Source organism: Agrobacterium sp. 16-172Ci (assembly GCF_053522725.1).
On the sequence record NZ_JBNWBW010000007.1, the window covers coordinates 97,025 to 113,783 of the forward strand.

Annotated in this window: 16 protein-coding genes and 1 tRNA gene; 13 read left to right on the top strand and 4 right to left on the bottom strand. The window is 59.6% G+C overall.

Annotation, left to right across the window (positions count from 1 at the left end; all coding sequences use genetic code 11):
- Positions 1-67: 67 nt before the first annotated feature.
- From ACQZ40_RS09665 to ACQZ40_RS09675, 3 genes are all read right to left on the bottom strand, one after another.
- Positions 68-328: a hypothetical protein gene (locus ACQZ40_RS09665; RefSeq protein ID WP_003502750.1), complete on the bottom strand. Its 261-nt coding sequence runs from the start codon at positions 326-328 to the stop codon at positions 68-70.
- A gap of 83 nt (positions 329-411) precedes the next feature.
- A complete protein-coding gene (locus tag ACQZ40_RS09670; RefSeq protein WP_078052989.1) occupies positions 412-1,905 on the bottom strand; it encodes a D-alanyl-D-alanine carboxypeptidase family protein in 1,494 nt (497 codons plus the stop codon).
- 138 nt (positions 1,906-2,043) lie between these two features.
- Entirely contained in the window at positions 2,044-2,763 is a 720-nt protein-coding gene (locus ACQZ40_RS09675) for a hypothetical protein (protein WP_078052988.1), read from the bottom strand.
- 137 nt (positions 2,764-2,900) lie between these two features.
- Here ACQZ40_RS09675 and ACQZ40_RS09680 point away from each other — a divergent pair, with 137 nt between their 5' ends.
- The 4 genes from ACQZ40_RS09680 (at position 2,901) to ACQZ40_RS09695 (ending at position 4,737) form a co-directional block, all read left to right on the top strand.
- Positions 2,901-3,164 carry a hypothetical protein gene (locus ACQZ40_RS09680; RefSeq protein ID WP_035261275.1) on the top strand — a complete coding sequence of 88 codons (264 nt, stop codon included), beginning with the start codon at positions 2,901-2,903 and terminating at the stop codon, positions 3,162-3,164.
- 15 nt (positions 3,165-3,179) lie between these two features.
- Positions 3,180-3,407, top strand: coding sequence for a hypothetical protein (locus ACQZ40_RS09685; protein WP_035261278.1), 228 nt, complete (start codon positions 3,180-3,182; stop codon positions 3,405-3,407).
- Between the two features lie 582 nt (positions 3,408-3,989).
- Positions 3,990-4,079: transfer RNA gene (locus ACQZ40_RS09690), tRNA-Ser, on the top strand.
- 136 nt (positions 4,080-4,215) lie between these two features.
- A complete protein-coding gene (locus ACQZ40_RS09695; protein WP_448747847.1) occupies positions 4,216-4,737 on the top strand; it encodes a hypothetical protein in 522 nt (173 codons plus the stop codon).
- A gap of 108 nt (positions 4,738-4,845) precedes the next feature.
- On the opposite strand, the gene ACQZ40_RS09700 is transcribed toward ACQZ40_RS09695, so the two are convergent.
- A complete protein-coding gene (locus tag ACQZ40_RS09700) occupies positions 4,846-5,184 on the bottom strand; it encodes a hypothetical protein (protein ID WP_003523701.1) in 339 nt (112 codons plus the stop codon).
- Positions 5,185-5,502: 318 nt separating this feature from the next.
- Here ACQZ40_RS09700 and ACQZ40_RS09705 point away from each other — a divergent pair, with 318 nt between their 5' ends.
- The 9 genes from ACQZ40_RS09705 to ACQZ40_RS09745 all read left to right on the top strand — a co-directional run bounded on the left by ACQZ40_RS09705 (position 5,503) and on the right by ACQZ40_RS09745 (position 16,736).
- Entirely contained in the window at positions 5,503-6,591 is a 1,089-nt protein-coding gene (locus ACQZ40_RS09705) for a septal ring lytic transglycosylase RlpA family protein (protein WP_065655433.1), read from the top strand.
- Positions 6,592-6,666: 75 nt separating this feature from the next.
- Positions 6,667-7,839, top strand: a complete 1,173-nt coding sequence (locus tag ACQZ40_RS09710; RefSeq protein WP_448747848.1) for a D-alanyl-D-alanine carboxypeptidase family protein — start codon at positions 6,667-6,669, stop codon at positions 7,837-7,839.
- Positions 7,840-7,976: 137 nt separating this feature from the next.
- Positions 7,977-8,651 (top strand): dTMP kinase, encoded by a 675-nt coding sequence (tmk, locus tag ACQZ40_RS09715; RefSeq protein WP_065655460.1) that lies wholly within the window; start codon positions 7,977-7,979, stop codon positions 8,649-8,651.
- Positions 8,644-9,669 carry a DNA polymerase III subunit delta' gene (locus tag ACQZ40_RS09720; RefSeq protein ID WP_448747849.1) on the top strand — a complete coding sequence of 342 codons (1,026 nt, stop codon included), beginning with the start codon at positions 8,644-8,646 and terminating at the stop codon, positions 9,667-9,669. Before tmk ends, ACQZ40_RS09720 begins: the two co-directional genes overlap by 8 nt.
- A 304-nt stretch (positions 9,670-9,973) precedes the next feature.
- Complete coding sequence (gene metG, locus ACQZ40_RS09725) at positions 9,974-11,524, top strand: methionine--tRNA ligase (protein ID WP_448747850.1); 1,551 nt, start codon at positions 9,974-9,976, stop codon at positions 11,522-11,524.
- A gap of 11 nt (positions 11,525-11,535) precedes the next feature.
- Positions 11,536-12,318 (top strand): TatD family hydrolase, encoded by a 783-nt coding sequence (locus ACQZ40_RS09730; protein WP_448747851.1) that lies wholly within the window; start codon positions 11,536-11,538, stop codon positions 12,316-12,318.
- A 2-nt stretch (positions 12,319-12,320) separates the two neighbouring features.
- Positions 12,321-13,145 carry an MBL fold metallo-hydrolase gene (locus tag ACQZ40_RS09735; RefSeq protein WP_003523686.1) on the top strand — a complete coding sequence of 275 codons (825 nt, stop codon included), beginning with the start codon at positions 12,321-12,323 and terminating at the stop codon, positions 13,143-13,145.
- A gap of 21 nt (positions 13,146-13,166) precedes the next feature.
- Positions 13,167-14,948 carry a chloride channel protein gene (locus tag ACQZ40_RS09740; protein ID WP_078052968.1) on the top strand — a complete coding sequence of 594 codons (1,782 nt, stop codon included), beginning with the start codon at positions 13,167-13,169 and terminating at the stop codon, positions 14,946-14,948.
- Between the two features lie 486 nt (positions 14,949-15,434).
- Entirely contained in the window at positions 15,435-16,736 is a 1,302-nt protein-coding gene (locus ACQZ40_RS09745) for an MFS transporter (protein ID WP_448747852.1), read from the top strand.
- The last annotated feature ends 23 nt before the right edge of the window (positions 16,737-16,759 follow it).

Sequence of the window (16,759 nt, forward strand, 5' to 3'; positions counted from 1 at the left end):
AGAAAAACCCCGCGGCGCTCAGGCTCCGCGGGGTTTTTGTTTGTGTCTTGTCGACTGCGTTTGATTTTCAGCGAATGCGAATATGGACCGGAGCGCGACCCGAGCGGCTCGCGACATGAAGGTGGATGTTCGCTTCCGGCTGATTGGAGCGCCAGGCGCGGGCGCCATGCGACAGAAGCAGCGCCACGAGATCGCGTGTCTTCGCCTTGGAACGATTAAGACCGAGATCGGCGATACGCATCGCCGCCTCGTGAATGGGATGCAGAACCGACAGGCTGCCATGCCCGTTGCCAGACGCAATGTCCGAATAATTCTCGTTGACTGCCATCTTGGAAAGCCTCGCTACACATTACAAACTTCGAGGAGACAGGCGATGTTTCGACTATGAACCACCGCCTGCGGAAACGTCTGTTACTGGAGTGACGCCCAGCAGCTGACGCCTTTCTTTTTCAATGCATTGCATGCATTCACCGCAGCGTTCTGGCCATCGAAGCCGCCGAAACGGGCGCGGTAGATCTGGGAGCCGTCCTTGCTGAAGGCGACCGTGAAGGGCTTTGCGGAGCGCAGTGCCGCGCCGCCCTTTTCCTGCGCGTTCTGCAACAGGCCGCGCGCGGAGTTCTCATCGGGAGATGCGCCGATCTGGATGACCCAGCCGCCCTGCGGAGCCTCGGCCCTGGCCGAGACCGAAGGGGCGGAGACAACAGGCGCCGTGGTAGACGCTGTGACGATATTGTCCACCTTGGTCGAATTGGTGATCAACTTGCGGTCCGGTGCAGCGGGCGCCTGATTGATTGGATCCTTGCCCTTCTGCCAGGTGGCAGCTTCCATGGCCTTGACGGCTGCATTGGAAGAGGAACCTGCGAAGGCGGTGACCGGGGCTTCTTCGTAACGGGTCTGCGGCACCGGACCGGAATTGGGTAGGCCGGCTGCGGTTGCTGCAACTGCCACGGAAGGAACAGCAGCGGCCACGGCGACGGGCTCTTCGACCGGCGCTGAGCGGGTCTGCGCGATCAGGTTGCTGTTGCCGCCACGCGATGCCTGCGGCAGGTAGGTTGCGACAAGCTTGCGCATGGTGGCGTCACGGGCAGCGCTGGAGCGGCCGCCGAGAACGACGGCGACGATGGAGCGGCCGTCGAGCTGCGCCGATGTGGCAAGGTTGCTGCCGGCTGCACGGGTATAACCGGTCTTGATGCCATCCACACCCTTCACGGTTCCGACGAGGCGGTTGTGGTTGCCGATAACCTGCTTGCCGAAGTTGAAGGTGCGGGTGGAGAAATAGCCGTAATATTGCGGGAAATGCTGGCGGAGCGCGACGCCGAGACGGGCCTGGTCGCGTGCCGTCGTCATCTGCGCCGTGTTGGGCAGGCCGTTGGCGTTGCGATAGGTCGTGCGGGTCATGCCAAGTGCGCGGGCCTTGGCGGTCATCATTCTGGCGAAACGGTCTTCCGAGCCGCCGAGATATTCGCCGAGCGCGGTTGCCATGTCATTTGCGGACCGGGTGACGAGTGCAAGGATAGCCTGTTCCACAGTGATGCTGCCGCCGGCGCGCACGCCGAGCTTGGATGGCGGCTCTTTCGCGGCGTTGGCTGACACCGGCACCTTGGAATCGAGCGAGATACGTCCGGTATTGAGCGCTTCGAATGTCAAATAAAGCGTCATCATCTTCGTCAGCGAAGCCGGATAACGCAGCCCGTCCGGATCCTCGCCATAGAGGACCTTGCCGGTCTTGGCATCGATGACGATGCCCGCATATTTCGGGTCGGCCTTTGCGGTCTGAACGGATGTTGCGGTTATGAACGCCGCAGCAAGGGTTAGCGCAATAAACCTTACGAAAGACGTCGCACCCGCTTTGCGCGAATGTGCCCCAGATAGACTTTTCAACACTGCTGAACTCTTCAATCGCATATTTCTGTTCCGCTCGGACACGCCCCGCCCGATGCTCCGGGAAGAAACTTTATCGGGATGGCGTTACCAAGTGGTTTATGAAAGGTATCTGCCTTCCATAAAATGCGACTTTTCGCACGCAATCTGTGCCGTGCTGTTTCACCGATTTCCGTCTTTTACGAGGCGGCGCTCGATATAGTTTTTCACATCCGCGTCCAGCTTTTGCCATTGCGGCAGCAGGGCGGAGGAGAAACGGTAGAACAGGCTGAGGTCCTGTCCGGCGTGAATATCCCTCTGGCAATCGCTGCCGGTGGCCGCCTGCGGCGTTTGCGGCAGCAGGCAGCGCACCACATAGGCGCTTTGGCCTTCGCGCTCGCCGGTCAATATGACTTCCTTGCCGTAACCGGAATCGGCGCGCAGGCGGTGCAGCAGCAGGCCGTGCTTCAGCGGTACGGGCTCTCCTTCCGTCAGCCGCGAATAGATCGGCCCGAAACGACCGGACATGTCCTCGGACATGGTGCTTTGCGAAAGCTGGATGAAAATCAGCCCCGCCGCCTGCGCCGGATCGTCGAAGACGGCGCGATTCGCTTCCTCGTAACCCTTAAGGTCAGGCCAGCTCAGATAAAGGTCGACGCGCTCGCGTTCTCCGCCGAGTCGCTCGGAAGGCGCCCGCAGGGTGTTTTTGGCAAGCTTCAGCCGGTCGTTGCCGATGACGATCTCAACCTCCTCGGTGGCCGTCGTATGGCCCGCCTGGAGAATCCGCTCGCCATACCATTTGATGCCGACGTTGAGGAGGCCGAGAAAGACGAGAAGAATTCCGGCGATGAGAGCGGCCCGGAACATGAGTGACGATGAAAGCAGGGGTTTCTGGTCGTTCATGGACTTCCATATTCATTCCGGCCGCCGGATGGGTTTCCGGCCGGGAAATAGCCGCGCAAAGCTTTAACCCGGGGCGATCGGCATTGAAATGATGTTTTGCCGCTGCTACCTGATAACCACCAAGCAAAGGACGGCATATGGCAGCGCGCGACAGATATTCCCGGAAGCTCGAATGTTCCAGATGTGGTCATCAGGGTTTTGCCGAAGCGTCGGAATCGGATGACAAGAGCCGCCGGGACGTCGATTTTCGCATCGATGAAATGCCGCGTGGATTTCGCGCGGAGCGCGCGTCGGGCGATCCGACGGATTTCATGATCCGCTGCGCCCAGTGCGGCAATATATTCCGTTTCCTGCAGAAAACCGCCTATGCGCCCGGAGGCGAGCCGCGCGTGAAGGCCTGAAGGGAAGGTGCCAGCATGACTTTACCGCAACAACCGAACGGAGCGCCGCAAAGGCGCAAGCCGATCTGGCCGTGGATCGTGCTTCTGGTGCTGACGCTCTCAGCCATTTACTCCTATAATCGCGCCAACGAAATCATCGCCGAATTGTCCGACACCTTGCCGCCGGCGCTGCTGAACCTGTTCGAAGATATTCTCAGGGGTGACGGCCGGCATGGCAATGGCGGGCCGAGCATCGGCGTCTGAGGCGAGGGCGGTATGGAGAGCGGCTGGCCTTTTTGGGCCGCGCTTCGTCGTCTGGGCCATAAAAGAAAAAAGCCCCGCAAAGAGGCGGGGCAGGTTGATCGCTCGGGGAAAGTTGGGCAATGCCCGGGAGCGATGGGTTGATATAAGTGACAATAGTGCTGACGCGATAGGCCATTTCTGTCCCAAACAGTACGCCTATGCATAAATTTCGCTCAATCAGCAGATTTTTAAACGATGAGTTCGAAAAATCTGTAAGACAACTTGACAGACTTACGCTTTATTCTTCGCATTGCCTCGAATTGCACATATTCGCCTTTAACATAACGTGACATGAGCAGACGCATGGATAAATCGGGAATCCTTTTCGTGGCGCTTTTGTTGGTGCTTGTCGCAATCGTTTTGAGCCTGACGCTATTCGATACGGCTCAGCAGGTGCCCTCGATACCTTCAGGCGACGGATCCCTGCTGCCTCCGGCAACGACCCCGGGGCAATGATATGCCAGCCGTAAGAGAAGGGCGACACAGCTCGCCCAGGCGGGATTGACGGCCTTTTTCAAACCGCTATAAAGCCTCACCACCGATGGATGGGTGTCCGAGTGGTTTAAGGAACCGGTCTTGAAAACCGGCGTGCGTGAGAGCGTACCGTGGGTTCGAATCCCACCCCATCTGCCATTTTTGGCGTGAGTATTTTATTCATGTTTTTTTATTTGTCGCCTTTGTTCCTATTCTTATTCCAATTTGTTTGTAGTCCACACTTGGACTTAACGGGTAGAAACCAGCTGGCATTCCATGCGGGAGAGTAGACACGATGCGAATGTTGACAGCAGCTCAATACGATTCGGATCTGGCTGCTGCTGTGGGATGCTTCGCACAGGCCAGCACGCTTCTTGAACGGGCGATTGTGGAGGCCGTTACACGGCTTCTACCCATCACCGCTGATATGGGCCTGGCAATCTTAGCCGACAATAGCATGAGGGCGAATCTCGATGCCCTTGACCGCCTATTAGCGCTTCCTGAAACTGCCATATCTGATGATTGGAAGCAGAAACTAATTGACCGCATTCCTAAGGTGCGCCGCAGCTCTGAGGATCGCAACAAGCTTTTGCACAATACGATCGTTGAGTCGGAAGACGGATATGTGATTTTTATCCATAAGCGCGGTCGCCGTGTCGCTATGCCTATTGATGCAAAGACAATCGCGCAATGGGCGGGCGAGGCTGGCGAGCATGCCGCGTGGTTTATGACCGTGCCGCATGGAAAATACGATTTTTCTCAATGGGGTAAGCCATTTCCGACCTATGAGAAAAAGGACTGGCCGAAACGGACGTAACGCCCTGCTCATGTCTTTTTTTTCGACCTCGCTGGTCAGACTCGGAATCACTCGAATTCAGCGCAAATGAGAAACCCGCCTTACGGCGGGTTCCATGTGTTCATCCAATCAGATTTCCGGGCAGCCCCGTTCGTTGGCGAAGGTGATGCGATCCGGTCCCCGGCGCGTGAAGCCTTCGACGACGACACGACCCGGGGTGACGCGCACGACCTCGGGATCGCGCAGGCCTGCTTCACGGGCGGCGGCGCGGGCTTCGCGTTCGCTGCAGCCACGCATGCGGGGCGGGCCGCGGCGGTCTACGTCGCGGTCACGATCGCGGATGACGGGGCGAACGCCGTCGGGGCCGATTCTGAGTTCCATGTCCTGCGCACCTGCGGGGATCGGCGCGGCGAAGGATACCAGGGCGATGCCCATCGCAAGAGCTGTGGTTTTCATAAGCTTGATCATGTTTCCTCCCTCAGCCGAAACCGGCGGAAAGCTCGTTTCTTTGCGGGGAGAGAACGCGGTTGCCGTCCGTTTGTTCCTTGCAGACGCGGTGAGCGGGAGATGTTGAGGCGGGTAAATTCGGCCCGATGGGCGGGCTTAAAAGATAGAAATCATTAACCACGTTCGTTACAATTTTATCGAATTTGCAGAAGTCGTTCGCATTTTCGCCACGTTATGCACAAGATTAAGCGACTGTTAGGTGCTTCGATGGCAGGGGCAAATAATCGAGGCAAGTGAGGGTGCGGTTCTCCGAGCCAATAGCAGCGTGGGGCAGACGATTTGAATTCTACGGTCAAGAAACTCGGCATCAACGCCAGGTCGGGCGTGAAGTGGCTTGCAATTTCCGTGCTTTGCGCCGCAACCGCATCGTGTTCCACGACATCCGAGACCAAGCCCAAGCCCAAGCGCAGCAAGGAATATTTTTCCGAATCCGAATATGGCGTCAAAGCCAGCCCGCGTGTGGCCGATGGCAAGGCCATTCCCAAGGGCGGCGGGCGAGAGCTGATCGGCAATGCCTATACCGTGAAGGGTCGCCGCTATTTCCCGAAGGAAGAGCCGGGTTACAACAAGACCGGCCTTGCTTCCTGGTACGGTTCCGCCTTCCATGGCCGCCTGACCGCCAATGGCGAAGTTTACGACAAAGAACATCTTTCTGCCGCACATCCAACATTTCCCCTGCCGAGCTATGCGCGCATCACCAACATGGAAAATGGTGCTTCGGTTCTGGTGCGTGTCAACGATCGCGGACCGTTCCACGAAGGCCGCCTGATCGACGTTTCCAGCAAGACGGCCGATCTTCTCGACATGAAGGCCACTGGCACGGCCAATGTGCGGGTGCAATATGCCGGCCGCGCACCGCTTGATGGTCACGACATGCCTTATCTGATGGCATCCTATATCCCGAAGGGTTCGCGCTCGCCGGGTGTGGCACCCGAAGGGCAGATCGCGACGGGCGTGATGGTGGCTTCGGCCTCGCCGAATTTCGTTCCGGCGCCCGCGTCCAACCCGAATTATGCCGGCTCCACACAGACGGCGCTCGTCGGTTCCAAGAAGAATGCGGCGCTTCAGGCCATGCCGCTGGTCAACGGCCCGGCACCGGCTTTCGAGCAGTTCGCGATACTGCCGGAAATCGGCCCTATCCTGGCGGAGCGCCCGGAAGGCAATTTCATGCGTGAGCCGGCGGCACCCGGCGGAAATTATCTGCGCGTGCCGACGCCTTCCTCCAAATTTGCCGCGGCCTATTCCGAAGAATCGGCTACGGTCTCCAGGACCGCGAGCGCCTTCGACAGCGTGCTCGTCGACCGTGGCGCGCTCAACGAGCAATCGATACTCGCCCATGTGAAGCGTCAGCAGGCGAAGTCGCGCTGACGGATTGAAGGACACGGCCGGCCTCTCGCCTTTATCGCGGGCAGCCGGTTACGGCAGGCAGGACTGGGCGGTTTCATGCGCAAGGCCATTCATCGCTCCTATCGTTCGGTCGCCGTAGCGGCAGCGTTTGCGTTTTTCAGTGCAGGCACGGTGCAATCGCAGACCGGCCCCTTCATCGCGAAGGCTGAACAGGCTTACATGATCGATGCCGACACCGGCACGGTGCTTCTTTCGCAAAACGAGAATCAGCCCTTTCCGCCCGCGTCGCTTGCAAAGCTGATGACGGTTGAGGTGGTGCTGGATGCGCTGTCAAAGGGGCAGGTGACGGCAGAGACGGCTTATCCGGTCTCCGAATATGCCTGGCGCACGGGCGGCGCGCCCTCGCGCACCTCGACCATGTTCGCGGCGCTGAAATCCTCCGTCAACATCAACGATCTTTTGACCGGCATCATTGTGCAGAACGCCAATGACGGCTGCATCGTCGTTGCCGAAGGCATGGCGGGTTCGGATGCCGCTTTCGCCAAGCGCATGACGGCGCGGGCGGGCGAACTGGGCATGAGCAGCAGCACCTTCACCAATTCGACCGGGCTTCCCGACCCCGGCAACCGGACGACCGCGAGGGACATGGTGCGTCTTGCGCAACATCTGCGCGATACCTATCCGGAGCGTTACGGGCTTTTCACCAAACCGGATTTCGAATGGAACCGGATTTTCCAGCGCAACAAGAATACGCTGCTGATGCCCGGCAGCGGTATCGACGGTCTCGGTCTCGGTTTTGCGGAAGGCAGCGGTTTCGCCGCTGTCGTTTCGGCGGAGCGGGAAGGCCGCCGGGTCTATCTGGCGCTTGCCGGCATCGTGGACGACAAGACGCGGCAGGAGGAGGCCCGCCGGGTGGTGGACTGGGGCCTGACCGCCTTTGAAAAACGCCATCTCTTCAGCAAGGATGAAGCGGTTGGGTCCGTCAGCGTTTATGGCGGCGATGTTTCGCATATCGATCTTTCGCCGAAGGAAGATGTCAGCGTGCTTGTACCGGTCAATAATCCGGATCGTATTTCCGGCCGCATCGTCTATCGCTGGCCCCTGAATGCGCCGCTGGACGTCGGGGCAAATGCCGGAACGCTTAAGATTTTTTCGGGCGAGCGCCTGTTGCGGGAAGTACCGCTTTATACGAAGGCGGCAGTCGGCAAGGGGTCGCTCACCCAGAATGCGACAGGTGCGCTGAAGGAACTGCTGCTGTTCTGGCTCTGAAAGCCTGTTGCACGGGCGGCGCTGTTCCTATGCTTTTGTTCAGCCACCGGATTTTCTGAAAAGCGCTTCACACTTTTCCGTTCGATGCTGTAAACAGGCATTTCAACATTGACGTGAATTCCTCGCAGGACGTGAAATTGGCCGAAAAGACCGGATTGTTCATCAGCTTCGAAGGCGGCGAAGGCGCCGGCAAGTCGACGCAGATTCGCACGCTTGCCGAGGCGCTTCGCGGCCGTGGTTTCGAGGTGGTCGTGACGCGTGAGCCGGGCGGCTCTCCGGGTGCGGAGGCCGTTCGGCATGTTCTGCTCTCGGGTGCTGCCGAATCCTTTGGGGTGCGCATGGAAGCGATCCTGTTTGCGGCGGCGCGCAACGACCATGTCGAAGAGGTCATTCGCCCGGCGCTCGCTCGCGGTGAGATCGTGCTCTGCGACCGTTTCCTCGATTCGTCCCGCGTCTATCAGGGCACCACCGGCAATCTGGAGCCGGATTTCATCGAGACGTTGCAACGCATCGCGATTGACGGTGTCGTGCCGGAACTGACGCTGATTTTCGATATTGCCGCCGAAAAGGGGCTCGCCCGCGCCAGAAAGCGCGCGGATGAAGGTGCTGCGCCGGACCGGTTCGAAAAAGAGGAAATCGAGACCCACGAGAAGCGGCGTGAGGCCTATCTCGACATCGCGCTCGCCGAGCCGCGTCGTTGTCGGATCGTCAACGCCGACCAGCCGGAAGAAAAAGTGGCGGAGGATGTCATGTCCTTTGTCGAGCCTTTGCTCGAACAGCTGAAAACAGCAGCGGGCGCGGCGCATGAGTGAGGTTCAGGGCGTTCTCGACGGTGCGATTGCGCCGCAGCAGAACACGAAGCTTTTCGGGCATGAGGAAGCGGAAGCCTTCCTCGCGCAGTCATACCGTTCCGGCAAGGGCCATCATGCCATTCTGATCGAGGGGCCGGAGGGGATCGGCAAGGCGACGCTTGCCTTCCGTTTCGCCAATCATGTGCTCAGCCATCCCGATCCGTCGCTGGCGCCGGATTTTCTCACCGATCCCGATCCGCAATCGCTGGTCAGCCGGCAGATCACCACGGGCGCTTCGCATAATCTGCTGCATCTGACCCGTCCTGTAGATGAAAAGACCGGCCGCGTGAAATCCGCCATTACGGTGGACGAGGTGCGGCGGGCAGGGCACTTCTTTTCGCAGACCTCCGGCACCGGCAACTGGCGTATCGTCATCATCGATCCCGCCGACGATCTCAACCGCAACGCCGCGAATGCGATCCTCAAAATACTGGAGGAGCCACCGAAACGAGCGATGTTCCTCGTTCTCTCCCATGCGCCGGGAAAATTGCTGCCGACCATCCGTTCGCGCTGCATGCCGTTGAGGCTCCTGCCGCTTTCCGATGCGGCCATGGTGCAATCTCTCGATCATCTCGGCATCAGCCCGGAAGGCGAAAAGCGCGACGCCCTGCTTGCCGCCTCCAAGGGCAGCGTGGCGCAGGCGTTGAAGCTGATGAATTACGGCGGCTCCGACATTGTCGAGGTCTTTGCGCAGGTCATGGCTTCCGAAGGGCCCGGCGTGCGCAAGCAGATGCACAAGCTTGCCGAGGTTCTGGCACAGAAGGACGGCGACATCGTTCTCGGCTTCTTCATGGAGCATGTGACGGAAGAGCTCATGGAGCGCGCAAGGGCGGCGGCGATGGCGGGCGATATCGCGGCGGCGGAAAAACATGCCCGGCTTTCCTCGGCGCTTTCGGAACGCATCACCGTGGCGCAGGCCTATAATCTCGACAAGAAGCAGATGGTGCTTTCCATTCTGGAAGATATTCGCGGCGTTTGAAGGCGAGGGATCGTACGGAATGTACGATTCGACGGTGCATAAATTCTGTTCCGTCATGCCGGACTGGATCCGGCATCCAGCCACGGCGCGTCCGCGCCGTGAAGAGAGTCTTTTGCGATCAAGGACTTGATCGCGCTGGACCCCGGATCCAGTCCGGGGTGACGGTGGTGCGGAGCCAAGCGCTCTCCAAATCCACTTTGTCTGCAAGCGGTCGTACAAAACGTACGCTTTTTCTTTCGCTGCTGCGAACAATGGTTTAAGAGCGGTCTATCCAAAAAACAGCCTGTAAAGTCGATAGACCGTCATGACAGACAAGACACCATTCTACATCACCACCGCGATCTCCTATCCTAACGGCAAGCCGCATATTGGCCATGCCTATGAGTTGATTGCGACGGACGCCATGGCACGCTTTCAGCGCCTGGATGGAATGGATGTGTTCTTCCTGACCGGCACCGACGAACATGGCCAGAAGATGCAGCAGACGGCGCGTGCGGAAGGCATTTCACCGGAAGACCTGGCTGCGCGCAATTCCGACCAGTTCCGCGCGATGGGCAAGCTGCTCAACGCCTCGAACGACGATTTCATCCGCACCACGGAAGAGCGTCACCACGAGACCTCGCGCAATATCTGGAACCTGATGGCCGACAGCGGCGACATCTACAAGGACAGCTATGCCGGCTGGTATTCCGTGCGCGACGAGGCCTATTACGCCGAGGACGAGACGGAAGTGCGTGCTGACGGCGTTCGTTACGGACCGCAGGGCACGCCGGTCGAGTGGGTGGAGGAGGAAAGCTACTTCTTCAAGCTCTCCGAATATCAGGACAAGCTGCTGAAGCTCTATGAGGAGAACCCGGAGTTCATCGGCCCGGCAGAACGCCGCAACGAAATCATCTCCTTCGTCAAATCCGGCCTCAAGGACCTGTCGATTTCCCGCACCACCTTCGACTGGGGCATCAAGGTTCCGAACGATCCGAAACACGTCATGTATGTCTGGGTCGATGCGCTGACCAACTACATCACCGCCACGGGTTACATCGAGGATAAAAACGGCCCGCGTGCGAAATATTGGCCGGCCGACGTGCATATCATCGGCAAGGACATTATCCGCTTCCACGCGGTCTATTGGCCGGCTTTCCTGATGAGCGCGAAGCTGCCGCTGCCCAAGCGGGTCTATGCGCATGGCTTCCTGCTCAACAAGGGCGAGAAGATGTCGAAGTCGCTCGGCAATGTCGTCGATCCGGCCAATCTGGTGAACCATTTCGGTCTCGATCAAGTCCGTTATTTCTTCCTGCGCGAAGTCTCCTTCGGCCAGGACGGCAGCTATAGCGAAGAGGGCATCGCCACACGCATCAATGCCGATCTTGCCAACGGTATCGGCAATCTCGCCAGCCGTTCGCTGTCGATGATCGTCAAAAATTGTGACGGCCAGATTCCGACGCCCGGTGAGTTCACCGAAGAAGACAAGGCGATGCTGGCTTCCGCCGACGGGCTGCTGGCGCTCTGCCGCGAGGAAATGGGCAAGCAGCTCATCCACCGCGCGCTTGCGGCCATCATCGCCGTTGTCTCGGAAACCGACCGCTATTTTGCCTCTCAGGAGCCGTGGGCGCTGAAAAAGACCGATCCCGAGCGCATGGGCACCGTGCTTTATGTTACGGCGGAAGTGGTGCGCCAGATCGGCATTCTCCTGCAGCCCTTTATGCCGGAATCCTGTGATAAGCTGCTCGATCTCGTTGCTGCCCCTGCCGACAAACGTGATTTTGCAGCACTCGGCGAAGCGGGCCGTCTTGTTCCGGGCACGCCGCTGGAAGCACCGAAGCCGGTCTTCCCGCGTTACGTCGCACCGGAAGCGTGAAGGCGAGACCCATGCTGATCGATACACATTGCCATCTGGATTTTCCCGATTTCGAGGCTGAGCGCGACGATATCATCGCCCGCGCCCATGCTTCGGGTGTCAGCCAGATGGTGACGATCTCGACCCGGGTGCGCCGGCTGCCCGAACTCTTGAAGATCACGGAAAAATATTCGTCGGTCTTCTGTTCGGTCGGCACGCATCCGAACAATGCCGATGAGGAACTGGATATTTCCGCCGATGAGCTCGTGCGGCTGGCGGAGAGCCATGACAAGATCGTGGCAATCGGCGAGGCGGGTCTGGATTATTTCTACGATACGCAGAAGCCGGAAGACCAGAAGACCGGCCTCATTCGCCACATCGAGGCAGCAAGACGAACGATGCTGCCGCTTGTCATCCACAGCCGCAGCGCCGATGACGACATGGCCGCTATTTTGCGCGCCGAAAGCGACAAGGGACCATTCCCCTTCATTCTCCACTGCTTTTCCGCTGGTCCCGAGCTGGCGAAAACCGGTGTCGAGCTTGGCGGTTATGTGTCCTTTTCCGGCATTCTGACCTTCCCTAAATCGCAGGACATCCGCGATATCGCCGCCACCGTGCCGCTGGACCGGCTACTGGTGGAAACGGATGCGCCCTATCTTGCGCCGAAGCGCTGGCGGGGAAAGCGCAACGAGCCGTCCTACGTGGTCAATACCGCTGAGGTTCTGGCCGAGGTGCATGGCATTTCCTATGAGCGCGTGGCCGAAATCACCACCGAAAACGCCTTCCGCTGCTTTTCCAAGATGACAAGGGTGTAGGTGTGGCAATCTACCGTCGTCGCTTCACGGTTCTCGGTTGCGCGTCGTCGCCCGGCGTGCCGCGCATCAACGGCGACTGGGGCGCCTGCGATCCCGAAAACCCGAAGAACCGGCGCACGCGAACGGCCTTCATGGTGGAGCAGATCGGCCCGGATGGAGGCAGGACGACTGTCGTCATCGATACCGGCCCGGATTTTCGCGAGCAGATGATCGCGGCCAAGGTGGAGGCGGTGGATGCTGTGCTTTACACCCACGCTCATGCCGACCATCTGCACGGTATCGACGATCTGCGCATCTATTTCGCCCTTCAGCAAAACCGCATTCCGATCTATGCCGATCCCATTACCATGGCGCGGATAAAGGACGGTTTCGCCTATTGCCTGGAGACCCCGCCGGGCAGCAGCTATCCTCCCATCGTCGAACCGCGGATCATCGCCGATATCGACGCGGCGCTGATCATCGATGGGGCAGGCGGGCCGATCCCGTTCAACGTGCATATGCAGCAGCATGGCGATGTGCATTCGCTGGGCTTCCGCATCGGTGACGTCGCCTATTGCACCGATGTCAGCGATTTTCCGGCAGAAAGCCTGCCGAAGCTTGCCGGTCTCGATGTCCTCGTCATCGACGCGCTGCAGCACCGGTATCACCCCAGCCATCTTTCACTGGAACAGGCGCTTGGCTGGATCGAGAGATTCGCACCCAAAAGGGCGATCTTGACCCACATGCATATTCCGCTCGATTATGAGACGGTGATGCGGGAAACGCCTGATCATGTCGAACCGGCTTATGATCAGATGCGTTTCGAGATCGAGATCGAAGCAGCCTGACGCCGCCTGAAAAGGAACAGCATGTCGACCAAGCCTTTCCGTGCACCCAGTATGGCGAGCTTCTTCGACAATCTGCGCGCCAGTCGGCTGCGCGCGATGTTTCGGCGGGGCGAGCTGGGACTGGTGCTCCTTGCCGTCTTCATCGGCATTGCGGCAGGCCTTCTGGTGGCGCTGATCGGCGCCTTGAGCACGGCGTTGCATCTGCTGGTTTTCGGCGTCGAGCGGCTGAGCAGCAGCGATCTTTCCGGACGGATCGTGCTTGTCGGCCCGATCATCGGCGGCATCGTGCTCGGGCTGATCATCTTCATCCTTTCGAAGACCCGCAAGAAACCCATGGTCGACCCCATCGAGGCGAATGCGCTGCATGGCGGCCGGCTGTCGCTGACGGACAGCATCATCGTCTGCGTGCAGAATATCGTCTCCAACGGTTTTGGCGCGTCCGTTGGGCTGGAGGCCGGTTACACCCAGATCGCCAGCGGCGTCGCCTCGAAGATCGGCATCAAGCTGAAGCTGCGGCGAGGGGACATGCGTATCCTTGTCGGCTGCGGTGCGGCGGGGGCGATTGCGGCCGCCTTCAACGCGCCTCTGACCGGGGCGTTCTACGCCATCGAACTCATCATCGGCACCTATACCGTGGTGACGCTTGCGCCGCTCATCGTCTCGGCGCTGGTGGCGACGACGGTCATAGGGATTATCGGCGGCCATGGCATCTCGATCGATATTGTCGATGCCAGCCGTGTAACACCGGCGGATTATGTGCCCGCCATCTTTCTCGGCGTCGTATGTGCGGCCATCGGCATCGTGCTGATGCAGGCGGTGTCCTTCATCGAAGAAACCGCACGCAAGAGTGCCATTCCGGGCTGGCTGCGCCCTGCCATCGGCGGCGTGGCGGTGGGCGGGCTCGCGCTGATTTCACCGCAGGTGCTGTCGAGCGGCCATGGCGCGCTGCATCTCAATATCGATGCGGAACTGACGATATACGGGGTGGCCGGACTGTTCCTGTTGAAGGCGGCGGCGAGCGCCATTTCCATCGGTTCGAATTTCCGCGGCGGCCTGTTTTTCGCGTCGCTGTTCATGGGCTCGCTGCTCGGCAAGATTTTCGCACTCTGCGCACCCTATATCGGCTATGGGTCGACGGCGCCCATCGTCTATGCCGTGATCGGCATGAGCGCCTTTGCCGCAGCCATCATCGGCGGTCCGCTGACGATGACGTTTCTGGCGCTGGAACTGACAGGCGACTTCCAGATCACGGCGCTGGTGCTTGCCGCCGTCATCACCACTTCGCTGGTGGTGCGCACGACCTTCGGTTACTCCTTCGCCACCTGGCGTTTTCACCTGCGGGGCGAGAGCATTCGCAGCGCCCATGATATTGGCTGGATCCGCGACCTGACGGTCGGCAGGATGATGCGCGCCGATATCCGCAAGGCCAATGTCAGCATGGGCCTCCCGGCCTTCAAGGAGAAGTTCCCGCTCGGTTCGACGCAACGGGTAATCATGACCCATGATGACGGGCGTTATGCGGGCATCGTCCTCGTGCCGGAAATTTACGCGGACCCGATGGATCGCGACCCCAGCAAGATCAGCCTCGAAACCTATCTGCAATACAAGAACGATGTGCTGCTGCCGACCATGAATGCCCGCCAGGCGGCGGCAGCCTTCGATGCGGCGGAGAGCGAAGCGCTGGTTGTCGTCAATGACAAGATCGAAAATCGGCCTGTCGGATTGCTTACCGAAAGCCATACGCTGAGGCGCTATAGCGAAGAACTGGACTTAAGACGCCGGGAGGCATCAGGTGAGTTTTGATGTTACATTAGATTGTCAGTTTTAATTATTGATATAATTATATTTTTTATATCTAAATTCACCTCAGTTATTTGCGGAAAAGAGTTTTGTCCACGCAAACACGCCTCGGCTAAATTCCTGTGACAAGCACGGAAACGAGGGTCGAGGGCTGGCTCCGGCCCGGGGAGCCAATTTGTCGCGTATGGGCGCAGAAAAAGCTGCCCCAATGTCCAGTCTTCACCCATCGCCTGACATCGCCTGCACATGCGACCCCAAACGACATTTCCCGTCACCCTGTCATTTTCTCGAGCCCCGCTTGACAAAAAAACATTCGCCATAATAAATAGACTGACTACTTAATTAATGAAATGAATGGCTGAGATGAGCCGGGCAGGCGAGGTGTGAGGATCGTTCATACGCGTCCGCTTCGGGAACCTGTGCGGCCGGATATTTACCGCCTTCATCCTTACCGGCAGCGCCGGGAGCCGATGAAACTTGGAGAGTGCGATGCCTTCAGACAGCAGCACGGTTGAGACGATGCCTCTTGCGATGTCCTGTGGTGAACTCGAAACGGTTTCGGGGGCCGGGTTTCGCGGGCTTAGTCTTCCGCGTCGTCGTGCGCCGCTTTATGGCGTCATCCTTGCCGGAGGCCTGTCGCTTTTCGGCAATGCGGTGGCGGCCGTTGCGTTGCCGTGGATCGTGCTGTCCCTGACCGGCAATGCCGCCTGGACGGGAATAGCGGCGGCGGCGGGCATGATACCGCTGGTTATCGGCGCTTTCTGCGGCGGCCCCATCGTCGACCGTTTCGGTTCGCGCATCGTTGCGGTTACCGCCGATCTTGCCAGCGCCCTGAGTGTCGCCGCCATTCCCTTTCTCATGATGGCGGGGCAGATGGATATCGGCTTTCTGCTCGGCCTGATCGTGGTCGGGGCGCTGCTCGACGGCCCGGGCATGATCGCCCATGATGCAAGGGTGCCGGAACTTGCCCGCATCGCCCGGATGCCGATCGAGCGGGTCACCTCGATAGATGAATTGCTCGAAAATGCGGCGATGATTTTCGGCCCGCCGGTCGCGGGCATCGCCATTGCCGCTTTCGGGATGGAATATGCCTTGATGATCACGGCGGCCTGTTCGCTGCTCGCCGCCATGATCGGCGCGATCTGTTTGCCGCGTCATAGGCGCAAGTCCGCCGGTGCGGAGAGCGGCGATGCGACATTTGCGGGTCTGCGCTTTCTGCTGACGGAGCCGCTTCTGCGTCTTCTGCTTATCGTCGCCATGGTGATGCTGGCGGTTTTCGGGGCGCTCAACGCCGTTGTCCTGCCGGTGCTGTTCAAGGCCAGCGGCGCGGATGTCCTCGATCTCGGGCTGTTTCTTTCGGTCTCCGGGGCAGGGGCGGCTTTGTCGGCGGTGGTTTTCGCCATTCGCGGTCATTCCTGGAACGGACGGGCCGTGCTGCTCGCCGGCATATCAGGCGCGACGTTTTCCATCGGTCTCATCGCTTTCCTTCAGAGCGGTCCCTTGCTGCTCATCGCGGCCGCCATGATCGGCCTTTCCACCGGGGCGCTCGGCCCGCTCGCCAATGCGATGTTTCTGAAGCGCGCGCCGGCCGCGATCCGCGGCAGCGTGCTTGGAACCACGGCGGCGATTGCGATGATGGCGACCCCTCTTGCCGTGCTGATCGCCGGTTTCGGCCTCGAAGCCGCCGGCGCCGCCTGGTTCTTGTGGGGGCTCAGCGCCACGCTCTGCCTGCTGCTGCTCTGGGTTTTACTCAGCCCGGCCGCACGCGCACTGGCGAAATCGCCACCATGAGCGGGCGGCCACCTGTTCCTTCG

What these genes read in the sequence shown, in the direction of transcription:
- ACQZ40_RS09710 (WP_448747848.1), top strand. Translation starts at nt 6,667, where the DNA reads ATGCGCAAGGCCATTCATCGCTCCTATCGTTCGGTCGCCGTAGCGGCA.
- ACQZ40_RS09745 (WP_448747852.1), top strand. Translation starts at nt 15,435, where the DNA reads ATGCCTTCAGACAGCAGCACGGTTGAGACGATGCCTCTTGCGATGTCC.
- metG (WP_448747850.1), top strand. Translation starts at nt 9,974, where the DNA reads ATGACAGACAAGACACCATTCTACATCACCACCGCGATCTCCTATCCT.
- ACQZ40_RS09700 (WP_003523701.1), bottom strand. Translation starts at nt 5,184, where the DNA reads ATGATCAAGCTTATGAAAACCACAGCTCTTGCGATGGGCATCGCCCTG.
- ACQZ40_RS09685 (WP_035261278.1), top strand. Translation starts at nt 3,180, where the DNA reads ATGACTTTACCGCAACAACCGAACGGAGCGCCGCAAAGGCGCAAGCCG.
- ACQZ40_RS09695 (WP_448747847.1), top strand. Translation starts at nt 4,216, where the DNA reads ATGCGAATGTTGACAGCAGCTCAATACGATTCGGATCTGGCTGCTGCT.
- ACQZ40_RS09740 (WP_078052968.1), top strand. Translation starts at nt 13,167, where the DNA reads ATGTCGACCAAGCCTTTCCGTGCACCCAGTATGGCGAGCTTCTTCGAC.
- ACQZ40_RS09665 (WP_003502750.1), bottom strand. Translation starts at nt 328, where the DNA reads ATGGCAGTCAACGAGAATTATTCGGACATTGCGTCTGGCAACGGGCAT.
- ACQZ40_RS09670 (WP_078052989.1), bottom strand. Translation starts at nt 1,905, where the DNA reads ATGCGATTGAAGAGTTCAGCAGTGTTGAAAAGTCTATCTGGGGCACAT.
- ACQZ40_RS09720 (WP_448747849.1), top strand. Translation starts at nt 8,644, where the DNA reads ATGAGTGAGGTTCAGGGCGTTCTCGACGGTGCGATTGCGCCGCAGCAG.
- ACQZ40_RS09675 (WP_078052988.1), bottom strand. Translation starts at nt 2,763, where the DNA reads ATGAACGACCAGAAACCCCTGCTTTCATCGTCACTCATGTTCCGGGCC.
- ACQZ40_RS09680 (WP_035261275.1), top strand. Translation starts at nt 2,901, where the DNA reads ATGGCAGCGCGCGACAGATATTCCCGGAAGCTCGAATGTTCCAGATGT.
- ACQZ40_RS09730 (WP_448747851.1), top strand. Translation starts at nt 11,536, where the DNA reads ATGCTGATCGATACACATTGCCATCTGGATTTTCCCGATTTCGAGGCT.